Genomic DNA, 17,888 nt, shown 5'->3' on the forward strand with positions numbered 1-17,888 from the left:
GTGTCTGGCAGCGTGATCGATATCGTCCTCTTGCTCCTCGTGGTGATGTTTGCCATCAACGGCTACCGCCAGGGGTTCCTCGTTGGTCTGCTGTCATTCGTCGGCTTCTTCGGCGGTGCGCTGCTGGGCTTGCAGCTCGGCCCGCTGGTCGCCGACTACTTCGAGTCCGACGCGGCACGCGTGGTGATCTCGCTCTCCGCGGTCTTCGGCCTGGCGGTCGCCGGCCAGGCCCTGGCCAGCTTCGTCGGCAACCGGCTGCGCAGCGCGATCGTCAGCCGCAACGCCCAGGCCATCGACAACGCCGGCGGCGCGGTCGTCTCGGTCGTCGCCGTCCTGCTCGTCGTCTGGCTCGTCGCCGCGCCGCTGAGCGCCTCGTCGCTGCCCTGGCTGGCCCGCTCGGTCAGCAACTCGATCATCCTGAACGTCGTCGACAAGGCCATGCCGGCGCAGGCCGACGCCCTGTCGCAGGCCCTCCGCGACACGGTCGACACCCGAGGCTTCCCGGATGTCTTCGACGGCCTGTCCCCGACCCGGGTCAAGGACGTCTCGCCGCCCGACCCGCAGCTGGCCGGCTCGGAGCTGGTCAAGAAGTCCAAGAAGTCCGTGGTCAAGGTCCTGGGCCAGGCCCCGAGCTGCTCCCGGCGCATCGAGGGCTCAGGCTTCGTCTACGCCCAGAACCGCGTGATGACCAACGCCCACGTCGTCGCCGGCACCAAGACGGTCAGCATCCTGGTCGACGGCTCGTCGCGCCCGCTGCCCGCCACGGTCGTCGCCTACGACCCGGAGCGCGACATCGCGGTCCTCTACGTGAAGAACCTCAACGCGCCGATCATGCCGTTCGCCGCCAAGAAGTCGGACTCCAACGCGGACGCGATCGTCCTGGGCTACCCGCTCGACGGCCCGTACGATGCCCAGTCCGCCCGCATCCGCGACCACCGCAACATCACCGGCCCGGACATCTACGAGGACGGCAAGGTCACCCGCGAGATCTACACCATCCGCGCCCTGGTCCGCTCCGGCAATTCGGGCGGCCCGCTCCTGTCGCCCGACGGCCAGGTCCTGGGCATCATCTTCGCCGCGGCGGCGGACGACCCGCAGACGGGCTTCGCGGTGACCGCGGACGAGGCCGCGGTCGTCGCCGAGGCCGGCAAGGAACACACGGACGGCACCAGCACCGGGAAGTGCGCCTAGCGCTTCGTTGCTCCGGCCCTGACCGCTCCTAGAGGATTTTCGCGCGCTTGGTGCGGCGCCGGTGGTGCAGTAACACCCCGGCCGCACCGCCGACCAGGATCAGCAGCATGGCCGCCAGCCCGGCGACCGCGCTGGCCCCGGCCCGATCGCCGGCCAGCCCGTCGATGTCGAGCTCGCCCGCCGAAGCGGTCGGCATCGGCGCCGCGCCGCCTTGCCGGATCGGCGACCCCGGCCCCCGCCCGCCCGCGTCATCGTCCGCGCCGGCACTCCCGCTCGGCCCGACGCCCGGCCACCCGGGCGCATGGTTCAGCGGATTCGTGGACACCTCCCGGACGCTGTCGCGCAGCGCCGCGACCGGGTCCACCTCGCCGTACCCGAACTGATCGTCCCGCCCCTTCGGCCCCAGATCCTTGGCGGTGCCGATCAGCCGGTTGATCACGTTCGCCGCGCTCATCCCCGGATACCGCGCCCGCACCAGCGAGGCCACTCCCGCCACCAGCGGCGCCGCGAAGCTCGTGCCCTGAACCTGCCAGTACCCGCCGCCGGGCTTCGCCCCGGTGAGATTCACCGCAGGCGCCGTCAGCACGGTCTCGGGCCCGGTCAGCGACCCGGACCAGAGCGCGTCGGAACCCTTGCCCGCCCGCGTCGCCCCGAGCCCGGCCACCGCGATCACGCCGGGCTCCCGCGCCGGGTACCAGACCTGGTGGATCGACGGATCGGTAGCGGTGTTCCCCGTGCAGGCAACGACCACCACGTCATGCAGCGCCGCATACCGCAGCGCCGCCGCGATGGCCTCACTGCGCAACGCCCCACCCAGCGACAGGTTGATCACCGAGGCCCCGTGATCCACCGCCCACCGCACGGCCCGCGCGACAACGGCCGGGTCGTCGTACTTGTTCTCCTTGTCCAGCACCCGGATCGGCAGGATCTTGGCTTCGGGCGCGATCCCCTCAACCCCGGCGTTGTCCCGGCTACTCCCCGCGATCAGCGCCGCAACGGTCGTACCATGCCCGACGGGATCGACCGCCGCCTCATCCCCGCTCCCCGGATCAACAAGATCGATCCCCGGCAACACCTGCCCGACAAGATCGGGATGCCGCGCGTCAACCCCACTGTCGATGACCGCGACGATCACGCCCTTACCGGTAGACACCTTCCAGGCGTCCCGAGCATCGAGCGCGGCGAGCTGCCACTGCTCGCTCCGCACCTGATCGGCGACCGCCACCCCCGGCGCCACCCCAACTCCCACCGCACAGCCGAGCGCCGCCGACAGCCCCAAAGCAAGGACACGGCCGGCGGCGCGGGCGACGAAGGTAGGCGCGATGGAGCCATTCTGGACCGTGTTGCCCCGATCTGTCAGGCCTCTCGACAGACCTCGCCAAAACGTGGGACAGCACCGGCACCATGACGGCACACCCACCCCCGTCGATCCCACCTGAGTCACCCTCCGGCCACCACGAGTCCCCCCGGCACCCTCCCGACCCCGATCGCGCCCGCTGGCGTGGTACATGAGTTGGCCCACGCCTGATCGTGGCGGCTGCTGCCAGTCGGCATCCGGCGACCACCGCAACTGCACCCCGCTGTCCGCCGCTGGTTACCGCGGTCATCGGCGCTCGACCGGTCCCCGGGGCGGCCCGGCAGGGGCGGACGTTGCGGATGCCCCGCCGCGTCGGGCGAGCACCCGATCGGTGTAGCCGGGCCGGACGTATGTCTCCGTGATCATGCTGCCCGCCGTGGCCGCACCCCGGGTTTGCCATGATCCCGGAGACTTGTGGTACACGGGTGTACATGATCACTCCGTGATCATGAAAAACCGTTGGTGTCGGCAGCGGGTGCGGCATGATCGCGGAGACTTTCAGCCGCTTCGCTCCGCGGCGCGCAGCGCCAGCCGTGTGGGACCTGATCGCGGCCCGCCGTGTGGAACCGTGATCGCGGATCGCGGATCGCGCTCGCCTGGACGGGCAGGACGGGTAGCGCGGTCGCCGACTTACAGCGCGAGTGGACGACCGGCCTGCTCGCCCACCGGTCCGGCGGCTATCCGGTCGACATGGTCGCCGGGCTGTGTCGCGCTGCCGCGTGCTCGGTCGCTGACGGGCGGTGCGGTCGCCGGCGGGTAGCGCGGTCGCCGGCGGCATGGCGGCGCTGGTGGTGCCGGCTCGTGGGCGGCACAGGCCAGCGCGGGGTTGCGGGGCGCGGTCGCGGCACCGTGGCTGCACCCCGGCCGCCCGGCCGCCCGGCCGCACGCGGAGTCCCCCGTCCATGCCGGTCCCGGTCCGTGGCGGGCACCCCATGGTCGCTGCGCGCCGAGCACTACCGCACGGGCAGGGCACCGGCCGCCCACCGAACCGGCCGCTGCTCGACAGCAGACCACCACGATCAAGCGCTGGCCACCTCATACACCACGCCCGCGGACGTGGTCCCCGCCGTGCGGTTCTTCGGCGGGGCCGCAGGTGCGTCGGCGGTGCGCTCGCGGCGAGAAGGCGGGCGTGGGTTGGACCGCGGTCAGGCGGGCGGGAGGTTCGCTACCTGGATCAGAGTGCCCTCCTCTCGTCTCGTCACGAGGCGGCCGCGGCCCGGTGGCAGCGGGCCGAAGCGGACGCTGCCCAGCAGCACGCCCTCGTCGCGGTCGCCGGACATGATCAGGCCGGGCGAGGCCAGCTCCTTCAGGCGCTGCAGCACGGGCTCGTACAGCGCGCGGGCGGCGCCGCCGCTGCGGCGGGTCAGGATCAGGTGCAGGCCGATGTCGCGGGCCTGGGCGAGATACGGCACGAGCGCCTGTAGGGGGTTGCTCGATCCGGTCGCCACCAGGTCGTAGTCGTCGACCAGCACGAAGCACTGCGGCCCGCTCCACCAGCTGCGCGTGCGCAACTGCTCCTCGGTGAGGTCCGGGCCCGGCAGGCGGCGCTCCATGTAGTCGGCGACGGAGGCGATCAGCTCCTCGGTCTGCTGCGCGCCGGTGCCGTAGCCGATCAGGTGCTCCGTGCGCACCGCGCCGAGCAGGCTGCGCCGGTAGTCGATCAGGACGATCCGCGCCTCCTCCGGCGTGAACCGTGTGCTGATCGAGGTCGCGATCCCGCGCAGCAGCGTCGACTTGCCCGACTCGGCGTCGCCGAACGCCATGAAGTGCGGCTCACTGGCGAAGTCCACCCGGACCGGCCGAAGGTCGGACTCCGCGATGCCGATCGGCAGCGCGAAGCGGTTCGCCGGGTCGGCGTCGCCGGCGATCTCGGAGTGCGGCACCTCCGCGGGCAGCAGCCGCACCCGCGGCGCGGGCGCGCCCGGCCACGCCGAGGCGATCGACCGCACGAGACCGGCCGGCTCGCCGCCGGTCAATCGTGGCTCGACCACCAGCAGGTGCAGCCCCTCGGCGGTGATGCCGCGCCCGGGCGCGTCCTGCGGCACGCCGGCGGCCGCCTTGCGCGAGGCCAGCGAGTCGGACACGTCGCCGAGGCGCAGCTCGACGCGCGCGCCGAACAGGTCGCGGAAGTTCATGCGGAGATCCATCCAGCGCGACGCGGACACCGCCAAATGGATTCCATACGACAACCCCCTGGTCGCGATGTCGAGCAGCACGGACTCGAGCTCCTCGTAGTCCTTGCGCACGCTCGGCCAGCCGTCGATCACGAGGAAGACGTCGCCCCAGCCGTCGTCGACGCCACCACCCGCGGCCCGCCGACGGCGGTAGGTCGCCATGCCGTCGATCCCGGCGGAGGCGAAGAGCTGCTCCCGGGCGGCGAGCAGCGCCGACACCTCACCGACGGTGCGCCGGACGGCCGCGGTGTCGAGCCGACCGGCGACGCCGCCGACGTGCGGCAGGTCGCGCAGCCCGGCCAGCTGCCCGCCGCCGAAGTCGAGGCAATACACCTGAACCTCGGCCGGCGTGTGCGTCAGCGTGAGCGCGGTGACCAGGGTGCGCAGCGCCACGGACTTGCCGCTGCGGGGACCGCCGATCACCGCCACGTGCCCCTGCGCGCCGTCGAGCCGGAACCACAGCACGTCGCGCCGCTGCTCGAGCGGATTGTCGATGAGCGCCAGCGGCACCTGGAGGGCCCCGTGCAGCTGCCGGTCGGCGACCGTCAGCCCGCGGACCGGGTCGGCCGCCGCCGGCCCCAGCAGGTCGTTGAGCGGCGCTGAGCTCGCCAGCGGCGACAGCCACACCTGGTGCGCCGGCACGCCCTGGCCGGCGAGCCGCTCGACCACAACGTCCAGCAAACTCTCGCCCTCGGGCGCCTCGACCGTCTCCACCTCGGCGGCTGGTGCCGGCGGCGGCGGAACGAACCGCGTGCCATACGGCATCACCCGTGGCCGCCCACCGACCGAGACGGTCGCCGCCCGCCCGCTCCGTCGCCAGGGGCCGCCGACGTAGGCGCCCTTGAACCTGGTCAGCGGCTCCGTGCCGGACTTGAGGATGCCGTGGCCGCCGGGCTTCTTGGGCAGCTCATACGCGTCGGGCACACCCAGCACCGTCCGCGACTCGAGCGACGTGAACGTGCGCAGCCCGATCCGGTACGACAGGTGCGTGTCCAGCCCGCGCAGCCGCCCCTCTTCCAGCCGCTGCGAGGCGAGCAGCAGATGCATGCCCAGCGACCGGCCGACCCGCCCGATCTGCACGAACAGGTCGATGAAGTCGGGCTTGGCCTCCAGCAGCTCGCTGAACTCGTCGCACACGATCAGCAGGCTGGGCAGCGGGGCGAGCGGCGCCCCGCCGGCCCGGGCGCGCTCGTAGTCACGCACCGAGTCGTAGTCGGACCGGCGCAGCACCTCCTGCCGGCGGACCACCTCACCGGTGATCGCGTCGGACATCCGGTCGACCAGCAGCAACTCGGAGCGCAGGTTGGAGATGAACGCCGCCACATGCGGCAGCCGGTCCATCCGCGCGAACGTCGCCCCGCCCTTGTAGTCGATGAGCACGAAGTTGAGGGTCTCGGACGAGTGCGTCGCCGCCAGCCCGAGCACCAGCGTGCGCAGCAACTCCGACTTCCCGGAGCCGGTGGCGCCGATCAGCAGCCCGTGCGGCCCCATGCCGTCCTCGGACGACTCCTTGAGATCCAGGTCGACCGGCTGTCCCTGCGGCCCGACGCCGATCGCGATCCGCAGCCGGTCGCGGTGTGGCCGCAGCGCCCACGCCGACGCGATGTCAAGTGTCTCCGGGTCACCGATGCCGAGCAGCGCGGGAAAGTCCGCGTCGGCGTTGGACTCCCGGGTGTCTCCCGCCTGTTGTTCGCCGCCGCCGGTATGCGCCAGCCGCAGCGGCGCCAGTCGGCGCGCCACCGCCTCCGCCTCGGCCGGCTCGAGCACGTCGGCGATGCCGATCGGTGGCTCGGGCTCCGCGATGTCGCTGTCGGCGGAGATCGTGGTGAGGTCGCCGTCCGACGCGTCGAGGATGATCGCCGACCGGTCCAGCAGCCGGGGCGGCTCTCCGTCGACGTCGATCAAGGTCACGCCCTCGATGCCGCCGTCGGTGCCGAGGTGGCCGCTGCCGGACAGGTCGCCGCCGTCGAGCAGCACGACCACGTGCGGCGCGGCGACCTTGCCCCGGACCGGGCCGGCGTCGAATCGGCCGCGGCTGCGCAGCAGGTCGTCGAGGCGCTCCTCCAACTCCTTCGCGGTGTCAGCGAACAGCCGGACGGGTCCGACGGCGTCGGTGCGGCTCGGGTGCAGCGCGTGCGGCAGCCACTTCGTCCACTCCCACCAGTCGCGCCGCTCGGGCGCCACGCATACCGCGACCAGCAGATCGTCGGGCGCATGGAACACGGTGAGCTGGGCGAGCACGGCCCTGGCCAGCGCCCGCGCCGGGTCGTGCAGGCCGGACAGGCCGATGCTGCCGTGGGATCCGGGGCGGGCCCGGTCCGCGCGCAGGTAGATCCGCGCGAAGCTGCGCATCGAGATCGCCACCGGCAGGTCGCGGACCACCGAATACGCATCCAGGAACCGGCGCAGCGCCGCCGCGGTCATCGGCTCGAGCTCCTCCAGCGGCCGGGTCACGGGCGGGATCAGCGGCGTGGCCAGCGTCTGAGGCCCGACTCCGACCCGGACGACCGCGAAGTCGCCGTCGGCCGGCCGGCGCTCCCACAGCCGGAAGCTGTCCGCCGCCGACCACAGCGAGTGCGGATCGGGCTGGCGATAGTGCAAGCCGACGCGCTGCTTGGCGACCGTGTCGCGGACGCGGGCCCGCAGCGTGGCCAGATGACGCAAATACTCGCGGCGGGCCGCAATCATCTCCGCCTTCTTCGGGGTGCCGGTGCCGGCGGAGGTGAACAGCATGCCCAGCGTGGAGAAGCCGAAGATCGCGCCGATGACATACGAATAGGCACCGCCGTCGCGCCCCGCGAACAGCAGCGCCGTCGCGATCGTCCCGGTCAGCATCGGCACCACTTGGATCATCTGCTGCCACCGTGATGCGGGAGCCGACGGGATCTCCGGCGGCGCCTGCACGACGAGCTCCCCACTCGGTATCTCCGGAGCGGGCCGGCGCGGCGATCTTTTGACGACCATCGTTGTCACGCCGGGGACTTTAGGGCCGGGGTACGACAGTTTCGAGTCCCGGCCGAGGATTCGTGACGAGTTCGTCACTGTGTGAAGTCGTCGGGCGCTCGGGACACCGCGAGCCCTGGCATCGTGATACCTCTATCGCCATGTCCATCGCCGCGGCCGGATTGGCCCGCATTACGATCAACGCGCCACAGCGGCGCGTCGATGTTGCGGTGCCTGATGGGGTACCGCTGGCAGAACTGCTTCCCGAGTTGCTGCAGCATGCGGGGGACGGGCTCGCCGACGACGGGGAGCGGCACGGCGGCTGGCTGTTGCGCCGCGCCGATGGCACGACGCTGTCGACCGCCGTGGGGCTCGCCGCGCAGGGCATCCGCGACGGCGCTGTCTTGCACCTGGTCCCGGCGCGGACGGGCTGGCCCGAGCTCGAATACGACGACATGGTGGAGGCGATCGCCGCCGGGGCCCGCAGGCAGGGTGTGGCCTGGAGTTCGGCCGCCACCAGGGCAACGGCGCTCGCGGTGGCCGGTGCGGGTTTCGCGGTGGCGCTCGTCGCGGCGGTCCGGTCCGACCTGCCGCTGGTGGCCGCCGCCGTCGCTGTCGGGCTGGTCCTCGCGGGGATCACGGCCTCGCGCGCCTACGGTGACGCGGGTTTCGGCGGCTGCCTGGCCGCGTTCGCCCTGCCCTTCGCGGCGGCCGGGGGATGGCTCGGCGCGCCGGAGCCCGCCACCCCGGCCGGCCGTGCGCTGCTCGCCGCCGTCGCACTCCTGCTCGCCGCGCTGGTGGCCGCGGTCGGTGTCGCCCACTTGTTACGCATTTTCGTGGCCGGCGCTACCGCAGGCCTGCTCGGCGCGGGCGGAGGCCTGCTCGCCACGGCGACCCGACCTGCCGCGGCGGCCGCGGTCGTCCTTGCCGTGCTGGTGGCGGGCGTGGCGGCGATACCGTTGCTGGCCATCCGGCTCGGCAAGCTGCCTATGCCGATTGTTGCCCTGCCCAGCGACCTGGCCGCCAGCGGCCGAGGGCTGTCGGGGGCGGCGAACCGCTTCCAGATCTTCGCCGCCGTCGCCCGCACCGACGAGATGCTCACCGGGATGCTGTTCGGCCTGGCGGTCGCCGGCGCCGCGGCATCGCTCGTGCTCGCCCGCTCCGGCGACATCTCGGGCATGGTGCTCGTCGCGGTGGCGGGCGCGGCGCTGCTGTTGCGGGCGCGGACGTTCCTCACCGTTCGCCAGCGCTTGCCGCTGATCTTCGCCGGTGCGGCGGGGTTTGTGCTCCTTGCGTTGTTCGCGCCGATCGGCGTCCGGTTGATTGCGGCGGTGGTGCCGGTGGTGGCGCTGATCATCGTCGTCGCGGGCGCCCGAGCGGCGGTGCGGCCGGCGTCGCCCTACGCGGGGCGGGCCGCCGATCTGCTGGACACGCTGTGTGTGGTGGCGGTGGTGCCGCTCGCCTGTGCCGTCCTGGGGCTGTATGGCTTGTTTACCTAGGGCCATATCTGTCCGGGCCGCCGGGTGGGGGGACGGGTGAACGCCTGTGCTCCGCAAGGTTCGGGCGAAGCGGTGAGCGTTAGGGTCCGCGTGGCGGAAGGGCGAAGGCCCGAAGTCCGTAAAGCCGGGGGAAACCGTGAACATCAGGGTCCGCGGGGCGCAGAGGCAGCGCCCGGGTTCTGCGGAGCCGAGCGGAAACGGCGAGCGCCGGGGTCTGCCGAATGCGACGGAGTTGGGTGGCGGCCAAGTCTGCCGGGTGCCAAGGAATTGCGAGGGCGGCGACGTCTGCCGGGGCAAGGAATTGCGAGGCGGCGAGGTCTACAGGGTGCCAAGGAATTGTGAGCGGCGAGGTCTGCGGGTGCGAATGAATTGGGTGAGCGGCGGGATGTGCAGGGCGGAGAGAAAAAGAATGAGCGCCCGGGTCCCGCGGGGCCGGGCGCTCATCGGGGACCGGTGGCTACTCGATCGGGCGGGCGATCGGGGCGACGCCCGGGTCGTGGTAGGTGCCGGAGGCGATGGCGTCCTTGTAGCGGCGGCGCGACTCGATGATCTCGGCCTCCGCCTCGACGCGGCCGACCCAGGTCGCGCCCTCGACGCTCTTGCCGGGCTCCAGGTCCTTGTAGACCTCGAAGAAGTGCTGGATTTCGAGGCGGTCGAACTCGCCCAGGTGGTGGATGTCCCGCAGGTGCTCCAGCCGGGGGTCGTCCGCGGGGACGCACAGGACCTTATCGTCGCCGCCCTTCTCGTCCGTCATGCGGAACATACCGATCGCGCGGGAGCGGATCAGGCAGCCCGGGAAGGTGGGCGACTGGACCAGGACCAGAGCGTCGAGCGGGTCCTCGTCCTGACCGAGTGTGCCCTCGATGTAGCCGTAGTCGGCCGGGTATTGCGTGGAGGTGAACAGCGTCCGGTCCAGACGGATCCTGCCTGTGGCGTGGTCAACCTCGTACTTGTTGCGCTGACCCTTGGGGATTTCGACCGTGACGTCGAAGTCCATGACGACTCCTCACCTTCGCACCGCTGCGCCGACCATTTAGTCTCCCGTACAGCACCGTGACGCGATACGGGGAGGGTCTGGTGGCGAGGGAAACACCACAGCCGGGCGGGCGGGCGGGCCTGGTCGCCGCTGTCGTCGCGCTGGTCGTGGCGCTGGCGGCGGCGCTGACCGGCGTGTTCGCGGGGCCGGAGGTGGTCCGCGCGCTCGGGCTGACGGACGCGCCGGCGGCGGCCTGGCGGGCCGGTACCCCGCCCAAGGCGCCGCCGCCCGTGCTCGCCGCGACGGACGGCCAGGCGCCGGTGCCGACCCAGTCGGGAGTCTCGGCGGCGCTCACGCCGCTGCTCGGCGCGCAGGCGCTCGGGCCGCACATCACCGCGTCGGTGGTTGACGTGACGACCGGAAAGTCGATCTTCTCCGCCGAGCAGGACGCCGCGATGACGCCGGCGTCGACCACCAAAGTGGTGACGGCGGCGACCGTGCTGGCGACGCGTGGCCCGGCGTACCGTATCCAAACTCGGGTGGTGGCCGGAGCGCAGCCCGGCGAGGTCGTGATCATCGCCGGTGGCGACCCGACGCTGGGGGTCTTCCCGACGTCGTACTATCCCGGCGCGGCCCGTCTGGACGACCTCGCCGCGCAGGTGAAGCAGTCGCTCGGCGACGTCGTATCCACCAAGGTCACCTACGACGTATCGGTGTTCAGCGGGCCTGGGATCGGGCCGGGCTGGGACGCCGATGCGACCACCGGCGGGTCCGGCGCGGTCATCACGCCACTCATGACCGAAGGTGGCCGGACAAAAGCCACCAAATACTCCGATCGGTACGCCCAGCCGGACCTGCAGGCCGCGCAGGCGTTCGCCAAGCTCCTCGGGGTGCCCACCAACGCCGTCGGGCCTGGCACGGCGCCGCAGGGCGCGAAGCAACTGGGCAAGGTCGAGTCGGCGCCGGTGGCCCGCATGGTCGAGTTCATGCTGCAGGAGAGCGACAACGTGCTCGCCGACTCGCTCGCCCGGCAGGTCGCCCTCGCCAAGAACCAGCCGGCGTCGTTCGACGGCGCGGCGGCGGCGATGAAGGGCGTCCTGCAGGACCTCGGCATGCCGGTGACCGGCTACGGGCTGGTCGACGGCAGCGGCTTCTCCCGTAACGACCGGCTCTCGCCCGCGTTGCTGACCGGGGTGCTGTCCATGGCCGCCCGGGCCGACCGGGGTGACCTGCACGCGATCTTCAGCGGGCTGCCGGTGGCGGCGTATTCGGGCACGCTCGCGACGCGGTTCCTCAAGGCGCAGGAGGGCGGTTCGGCGGCCGGGCTGGTGCGCGCGAAGACCGGGACATTGACCGGCGTCAACTCCCTGACCGGCATCGTGGTGGACGTCGACGGGCGGACCCTGGCGTTCGCGTTCATGGCCGACCAGACCACCAACGCCAACCAGGCCGTGATCGCGCTCGACCGCGTTGCCGCAGCTCTTGCCGCATGTGGATGTCACTGAGCGCGGCCCGGCTCACTCGCCGTCGATCAGGGTTGACTCAGGGTTTCCTCCCCCCGCATCGCTGGCCTCGCGCGGGTACGGTTGATTCATGGCGCAGTTCGTCGATTGGGATCTGGCCGCGGCAACCGCAGCGGCGCTGGGCAAGAGCGGCCCCGCCGTTTCCTACGAGGAGGCGGCCGACGCCGTCACCGACCTGCGTGACCTGGCCGATGAGGCAGCCGGGCACGTCCGGGAGTTCACCGGCCTGAAGGCCATGATCCAGGGCCCGCCGGTGCGCGTCGTCGACCGCCGCGACTGGGCCGCCACCAACATCGAGGGACTCCGCCAGGTGATTCAGCCGCTGGCGGAGCGGCTCGCCGGCGGCAAGACGCCGAATGCGATCGTCGGGGCCATCGGCTCGCGCCTGACCGGTGTGCAGGCCGGCACCGTGCTGGCCTACCTGTCGGGCAAGGTCCTCGGGCAATATGAGGTCTTCTCCGCCGACCCCGGGCAGTTGCTGCTGGTCGCGCCCAACATCGTCGACGCCGAGCACAAGCTCAACGCCCCCGCCCGCGACTTCCGCCTGTGGGTCTGCCTGCACGAGGTCACCCACCGCGTGCAGTTCACCGCCGTGCCCTGGATGCGCGGCTACTTCCTGGGCGAGGTCGGCGCCTTCGTCGACGCCTCCCAGCTCAACCAGGACCAGATGGCCGAGCGCCTGCGTCGCGGTGTCAGCGCCCTCGCCGACGTCGTGCGCGATCCGAACAGCCGGGTCTCCGTCCTCGACCTGGTGCAGACGCCCGGGCAGAAGGCGGTGCTCGACCGGCTGACGGCGCTGATGACGGTGCTCGAGGGCCACGCCGAGTTCGTGATGGACGGCGTCGGCCCGGAGGTCGTGCCGAGCGTCGAGGAGATCCGCTCCAAGTTCAACCGCCGCCGCGAGGCCGGCAACCCGATCGACCGCGTCATCCGCAAGCTGCTCGGCGTCGACGTCAAGCTGCGGCAGTATGCCGAGGGCCGCAAGTTCGTCCACGCCGTCGTCGAGCGCGTCGGCATGGAGGGCTTCAACCGGATCTGGCAGTCGCCGCTGACCATCCCGCGCCTCGACGAGCTGAGCGACCCCGAGGCCTGGATCGTGCGCGTCCTCGGCCCGAGCGCGCTGACCCTCCGCCCGAACCCCGTTGCGTCGCCGGCCGCTCCGATCGCCCCGGCCGCCGCAGCTTCGCCGGTCACGGAGCCCCCGCCGGCACCCGTCCCGACCGTCCCCGAGCCGACCGACAGCGCCCCCGCGGAGGCCGGCGTCGCCGAGTCGACCGAGGTGGCGGGCCTGACCGCGGAAGAGTCCTCGGCCGTTGCCGCTCCCGATTCGGTACTGCAAGAGTCCGCCGCGGCCGGCACCGGCGACGAGCCGGCCGAGATCGAGCCCGGCGCCACCCCCGCCACCGACACGGCCCCCGACGACGAGCCCTCGGCCACGGCGACTTCGGCGGAGCCGGTGGTCGACGAGCCGGCCGCGGCACCGGTGACTGAGGGCGCCGAGGCCGCGGTCGCGGAGGATGAGGTGGCCGGCGCGCCGGAGCCGATCGGGGCCTTCGAGCCCGCCGAGGCCGCCGGTGGCGAATCGGACGTCCCTCCTGCGGTGAGCGACAGTGACGACGTTGCTCCTGGGAGCGAGAGTGACGAGGCGGAGCCGGGCCAGACGACGGCGGATGGCGAGGCGAGCGGCGACGGGCCGGGCAAGCCTGCCAGCAGCGGCTGAGCGGGTGGCCGCGCTCGCGCCGGCCGTCGCCGCGGTCCGCAACGCGGTGCGGCGGAGTCTGCGCGGGGGAGCGCCCGGGGCCGTGACGACGGCTCCGGCGGGCGGCGCGGCCGGAACGGCCCAGACCGCTCGGCCACCGGCTGCGGACACCGAGCCCGCGGCCGGATCGGTTGCGCCCTCGATCGGAGCCGTCGCGTCCGCGGGCGGTGGCGTCGCGCCCGCGGCGGAGCTCGCGACCGGGACCAGTGGCGCTGCGACCGGGACCAGTGGCGCTGCGACCGGGACCAGTGGCGCTGCGACCGGGACCAGTGGCGCTGCGACCGGGGGCGGTGGCGTTGCGACCGGGGCTAGCGGGGCTGGGACCGAGGGTAGCGGGGCTGGGACCGAGGGCGGTGGCGCTGCGATCAGAGCCAGCGGGGCTGCGATCAGGGCCAGCGGTGCTGGGCCCGCGTCCGGGGTTGCTGCGGGCCGTGCGGAGGTCGGGCCGGTGTCGGTCGGCGGGGACGTCAGACCGGCGGCCCTCGGCGTGGGGGCTGCGGCCGGAGACACGGTGCTGGTCGCCTGTTCGGGTGGGGCGGACTCGTTGGCGTTGGCGGTGGCGGCGCGGTTCGTCACGCGGCGGATGGAGGTGGGCTGCGGGCTGGTGACCGTGGACCACGGGCTCCAGGCCGGGTCGGGTGAGCGGGCGGCGCGGCTGGCGGAGTGGGCGCGGGAGCGGGGGTTTGCGCCGGTGGACGTGCGGACCGTGCGGGTGGGGAACGCGGGCGGGCCCGAGGCGGCGGCGCGCGAGGCGCGGTATGCGGCGCTGGTGGCGGCCGCCCGGGAGCATCGGGCCGCGATGGTGCTGCTCGGGCACACCCGGGACGATCAGGCCGAGACGGTGCTGCTCGCGCTGGCGCGCGGTGGTGGGCCCCGGGGGCTGGCGGGGATGCCGGAGCGGCGGGAGCGGGACGGGGTGCTGTTCGTGCGGCCGCTGCTCGGGGTGAGCCGGGCCGAGACGCGGGCGGCGTGTGCGGTGGACGGGCTGCCGGTCTGGGACGACCCGCACAACGTCGACCACGCCTACGCGCGGTCGCGGATCCGGCCGCTCGTCGAGGCGCTCGGGGGCGGGGTGGTGGACAACCTGGCGCGTACCGCTCGGCTGGTCCGGGCCGACTCCGACTTCCTCGACGCGATGGCCGACGAGGCATTGGCCAAAGCCCTCGACGGCGGGGCGACGCTGCCGGTCGCGGCGCTGGCCGGGATGCCGGGGCCCATTCGGAGCCGGGTCCTGCATGCCTGGGCGCTGCGGCTCGGGGCACCCGGTGGCGTGCTGTCGCACCGCCACGTCGCCGCGCTCGATGCGCTGGTCATGGCGTGGCGCGGGCAGGGGGCCGTCGCGCTGCCGGGCGGGTTCGCGGTCGTCCGGGTGGCGGGGCGGCTGCGGGCCGTCGACGGTCCGCGAACGGGTCGATAGGCCCGCCTCCCGCCCCAGGTCAGGCCGCGGGTCGTCGAAGAACCGTGAACCGGTCGATCCCTCAGGCCCTCGGCCCGGGGCAGAGCGGACCACGCCCGCTGGCCGCCAGGCCGCGAGCCTCGGATACACCCGTCAGGCTGAAAGGACGCGCCGGCGAAGCGGGCGACAGGGAAGTACCATCGAGAAAACCCCAGTGCGATTGGTCTCTTCCGGGGCGACCCGCCGTCGATCCCGAGGCGCCCATGGTGCAGGCTTGACCCATGGCCGACGGCACCACCTGGCACTCTTCCGACATCGACCACGTCATCGTCACCGAGGAGCAGATCCGCGACAAGACCGCGGAGCTGGCCAAGCAGGTCGCGGCCGACCACGCGGACGCCGAGTCGGTGCTGCTGGTCGGGGTGCTCAAGGGCGCGGTGATGTTCATGGCCGACTTCGCCCGCGCGCTGGGCCGCATCGGGCCGCCCGTCGAGCTCGAGTTCATGGCCGTGTCGTCCTACGGGCAGGGCACGACGTCGTCGGGCGTGGTGCGCATCCTCAAGGACCTGGACCGCGACATCGCCGGCCGCCACGTGATCGTGGTCGAGGACATCGTGGACTCCGGGCTGACGCTGTCTTGGCTGCTGAAGTACCTCGAGAGCCGCTCCGCGGCGCGGGTGGACGTCGTCGCGCTGCTGCGCAAGCCCGACGCGCTGCGGGTCAACATTCCGGTGCGGTATGTCGGATTCGACATACCGAGCGAGTTCGTGGTCGGATACGGTCTGGACTACGCGGAACGCTACCGTGACCTGCCGTTTGTCGGCGTGTTGAAGCCCTCGGTCTACGGGCGCGGCTGACCTGGGCTTTCCTGAGAGTCTGCTGAGAGCACATCCTCCCCGGCCGACGCCGATCCGCGACTGTCGGTGCCACGGTGTACCGTCAAATGGTCGCAAGCGTCAACTGAGCCCAACCTTGGCGGCGCTTTCGGCACCGCGTCGGAAAGTGGGTCCGGCGCGGTCGACGGCCTTACGGATGGAGGGGCCGGGCGCCGCGTGTGCCCGACGACAACATGGAACGTACCCGTTTGTTCCGCCGGCCGGTGGTCTGGATCCTTCTGGTGATCATCGGTGCCATCGTGCTCAGTTCCTTCTTCACCTCCGGCCCGAGCTACACGAAGGCAGACACCTCCGTCGTGCTCGAGCAGCTTCGCAGCGGCAACGCGAAGAAGGCTGTGATCCAGGACAAGGAGCAGACGCTCAACCTTGACCTCAAGAACAAGATCACGGTCAAGGGTTCGCAGACGAACAAGGTCCAGGGTCAGTTCTCGTCGCAGAGTGCGGCCGGGCTGCAGACCGAGCTCAGCAACCTGAAGTCCCAGGGGAAGCTCGACGAATACAACGTCAACGTCACCCAGGACAACATCTTCCTCAGCCTGCTGATCAACCTGCTGCCGATCGCGGTGCTCGTGGTCCTGCTGCTGTTGTTCATGTCGCAGATGCAGGGCGGCGGGTCGCGTGTGCTCAACTTCGGCAAGTCGAAGGCGAAACTGATCTCGAAGGACACCCCGAAGACGACGTTCGCCGATGTCGCGGGCTCCGACGAGGCCGTGGAGGAGCTGCACGAGATCAAGGACTTCCTGCAGGCCCCGGCGAAGTACCAGGCGCTCGGCGCGAAGATCCCGAAGGGCGTGCTGCTCTACGGGCCGCCCGGCACCGGTAAGACGCTGCTGGCCCGCGCGGTCGCCGGCGAGGCCGGGGTGCCGTTCTACTCGATCTCCGGCTCGGACTTCGTCGAGATGTTCGTCGGTGTCGGTGCGTCCCGCGTCCGCGACCTGTTCGAGCAGGCGAAGGCCAACGCGCCGGCGATCGTGTTCGTCGACGAGATCGACGCCGTCGGCCGTCACCGCGGCGCCGGCATGGGCGGCGGTCACGACGAGCGCGAGCAGACGCTCAACCAGCTGCTCGTCGAGATGGACGGGTTCGACACCAAGGGCGGCGTGATCCTGATCGCCGCGACCAACCGGCCCGATATCCTCGACCCGGCGCTGCTGCGCCCGGGCCGCTTCGACCGGCAGATCGCCGTCGACCGGCCCGACATGGAGGGCCGCAAGGCCATCCTGCGGGTGCACGCCAAGGGCAAGCCGTTCACGCCCGACGTCGACCTGGACTCGGTGGCCCGGCGCACGCCCGGCTTCACCGGTGCCGACCTGGCCAACGTCATCAACGAGTCGGCGCTGCTGGCCGCCCGTAACGACAAGCGGGCGATCACCAACGACTTCCTCGAAGAGGCCATCGACCGGGTCATCGCCGGCCCGGAGCGGCGCACGCGCGTGATGAGCGAGCACGAGAAGAAGGTCACCGCGTACCACGAGGGCGGTCACGCGCTCGTCGCCTGGGCGCTGCCCCACTCAGCGCCTGTGCACAAGGTGACCATCCTGTCCCGCGGCCGCTCGCTCGGGCACACGCTGGTTCTGCCCACCGAGGACAAATACACGCAGACCCGCTCCGAGATGATCGACACCCTCGCCTACGCGCTGGGTGGCCGGGCCGCCGAGGAACTGGTGTTCCACGAGCCGACCACCGGCGCCGGCAATGACATCGAGAAGGCCACCGCGCTGGCCCGCTCGATGATCACGGAGTACGGCATGAGCGCCAAGCTGGGCGCCGTGAAGTACGGCACCGGCGAGGGCGAGCCGTTCCTGGGCCGGACCATGGGGCACGAGCGCGACTACTCCGAGAAGGTCGCCGCCGAGATCGACGCCGAGATGCGGTCGCTGATCGAGATCGCGCACGACGAGGCGTGGGAGATTCTCGTGGAGTACCGCGACGTCCTCGACAACATCGTCGAGGAGCTCATGGAGAAGGAGACCATCTCCCAGGCCGACATGGCCCGCATCTGCGCCCGCGTGGTCAAGCGTCCGCCGATGGCGCCGTACAGCACCAACGGCCGCCGCCGGCGCGCGGTGCCCGAGGTCGGCGCCAACGGCGCCGAGGTGACCCAGCCGGTCGGCGTGGGCGGCGACGACCACGTGCGCATCGGCGGCGAGACGCCGGACGGTACCCACTGAGCG

9 protein-coding genes and 1 pseudogene are annotated in these 17,888 nt (G+C 72.1%); 7 read left to right on the plus strand and 3 right to left on the minus strand.

Annotated elements, in window-relative coordinates:
* Positions 1-45: 45 nt before the first annotated feature.
* A complete protein-coding gene (locus tag ACQPXD_RS02550; RefSeq protein WP_432843565.1) occupies positions 46-1,191 on the plus strand; it encodes a MarP family serine protease in 1,146 nt (381 codons plus the stop codon).
* 28 nt (positions 1,192-1,219) lie between these two features.
* On the opposite strand, the gene mycP is transcribed toward ACQPXD_RS02550, so the two are convergent.
* Together mycP and eccCa are read right to left on the minus strand one after the other, a co-directional pair.
* Positions 1,220-2,416, minus strand: a complete 1,197-nt coding sequence (gene mycP / locus ACQPXD_RS02555; RefSeq protein WP_432834407.1) for a type VII secretion-associated serine protease mycosin — start codon at positions 2,414-2,416, stop codon at positions 1,220-1,222.
* Between the two features lie 1,277 nt (positions 2,417-3,693).
* Positions 3,694-7,695: a type VII secretion protein EccCa gene (eccCa, locus tag ACQPXD_RS02560; RefSeq protein WP_432834409.1), complete on the minus strand. Its 4,002-nt coding sequence runs from the start codon at positions 7,693-7,695 to the stop codon at positions 3,694-3,696.
* Between the two features lie 131 nt (positions 7,696-7,826).
* Between eccCa and eccD the strand changes: the two genes are divergently transcribed.
* Positions 7,827-9,164, plus strand: a complete 1,338-nt coding sequence (gene eccD / locus ACQPXD_RS02565; RefSeq protein WP_432834410.1) for a type VII secretion integral membrane protein EccD — start codon at positions 7,827-7,829, stop codon at positions 9,162-9,164.
* Positions 9,165-9,621: 457 nt separating this feature from the next.
* Here the strand turns inward: eccD and ACQPXD_RS02570 are convergent, their stop codons facing one another.
* Entirely contained in the window at positions 9,622-10,161 is a 540-nt protein-coding gene (locus ACQPXD_RS02570; protein WP_432834412.1) for an inorganic diphosphatase, read from the minus strand.
* Between the two features lie 77 nt (positions 10,162-10,238).
* Here ACQPXD_RS02570 and dacB point away from each other — a divergent pair, with 77 nt between their 5' ends.
* From dacB to ftsH, 5 genes and pseudogenes are all read left to right on the plus strand, one after another.
* Positions 10,239-11,645: a D-alanyl-D-alanine carboxypeptidase/D-alanyl-D-alanine endopeptidase gene (dacB, locus tag ACQPXD_RS02575; protein ID WP_432843568.1), complete on the plus strand. Its 1,407-nt coding sequence runs from the start codon at positions 10,239-10,241 to the stop codon at positions 11,643-11,645.
* Positions 11,646-11,733: 88 nt separating this feature from the next.
* A pseudogene (locus ACQPXD_RS02580) lies at positions 11,734-12,780 on the plus strand (zinc-dependent metalloprotease); the annotation flags it as partial.
* A gap of 1,129 nt (positions 12,781-13,909) precedes the next feature.
* On the plus strand, positions 13,910-14,839 hold the full coding sequence (tilS, locus tag ACQPXD_RS02585) for a tRNA lysidine(34) synthetase TilS (RefSeq protein WP_432843570.1): 930 nt from the start codon (positions 13,910-13,912) through the stop codon (positions 14,837-14,839).
* 260 nt (positions 14,840-15,099) lie between these two features.
* Positions 15,100-15,675 carry a hypoxanthine phosphoribosyltransferase gene (hpt, locus tag ACQPXD_RS02590; RefSeq protein ID WP_432834414.1) on the plus strand — a complete coding sequence of 192 codons (576 nt, stop codon included), beginning with the start codon at positions 15,100-15,102 and terminating at the stop codon, positions 15,673-15,675.
* Between the two features lie 212 nt (positions 15,676-15,887).
* The gene (gene ftsH / locus ACQPXD_RS02595) at positions 15,888-17,885 is read left to right on the plus strand and encodes an ATP-dependent zinc metalloprotease FtsH (RefSeq protein WP_432834416.1); all 1,998 of its coding nucleotides are present in this window, start codon (positions 15,888-15,890) and stop codon (positions 17,883-17,885) included.
* Positions 17,886-17,888: the final 3 nt, after the last annotated feature.

It is taken from the genome of Dactylosporangium sp. CA-092794 (assembly GCF_050948465.1).
GTDB lineage: Bacteria > Actinomycetota > Actinomycetes > Mycobacteriales > Micromonosporaceae > Dactylosporangium.

Coding starts and splice junctions, on each gene's coding strand:
- ACQPXD_RS02550 (WP_432843565.1), top strand. CDS start 46: ATGTTTGCCATCAACGGCTACCGCCAGGGGTTCCTCGTTGGTCTGCTG.
- eccD (WP_432834410.1), top strand. CDS start 7,827: ATGTCCATCGCCGCGGCCGGATTGGCCCGCATTACGATCAACGCGCCA.
- ACQPXD_RS02570 (WP_432834412.1), bottom strand. CDS start 10,161: ATGGACTTCGACGTCACGGTCGAAATCCCCAAGGGTCAGCGCAACAAG.
- hpt (WP_432834414.1), top strand. CDS start 15,100: ATGGCCGACGGCACCACCTGGCACTCTTCCGACATCGACCACGTCATC.
- ftsH (WP_432834416.1), top strand. CDS start 15,888: ATGGAACGTACCCGTTTGTTCCGCCGGCCGGTGGTCTGGATCCTTCTG.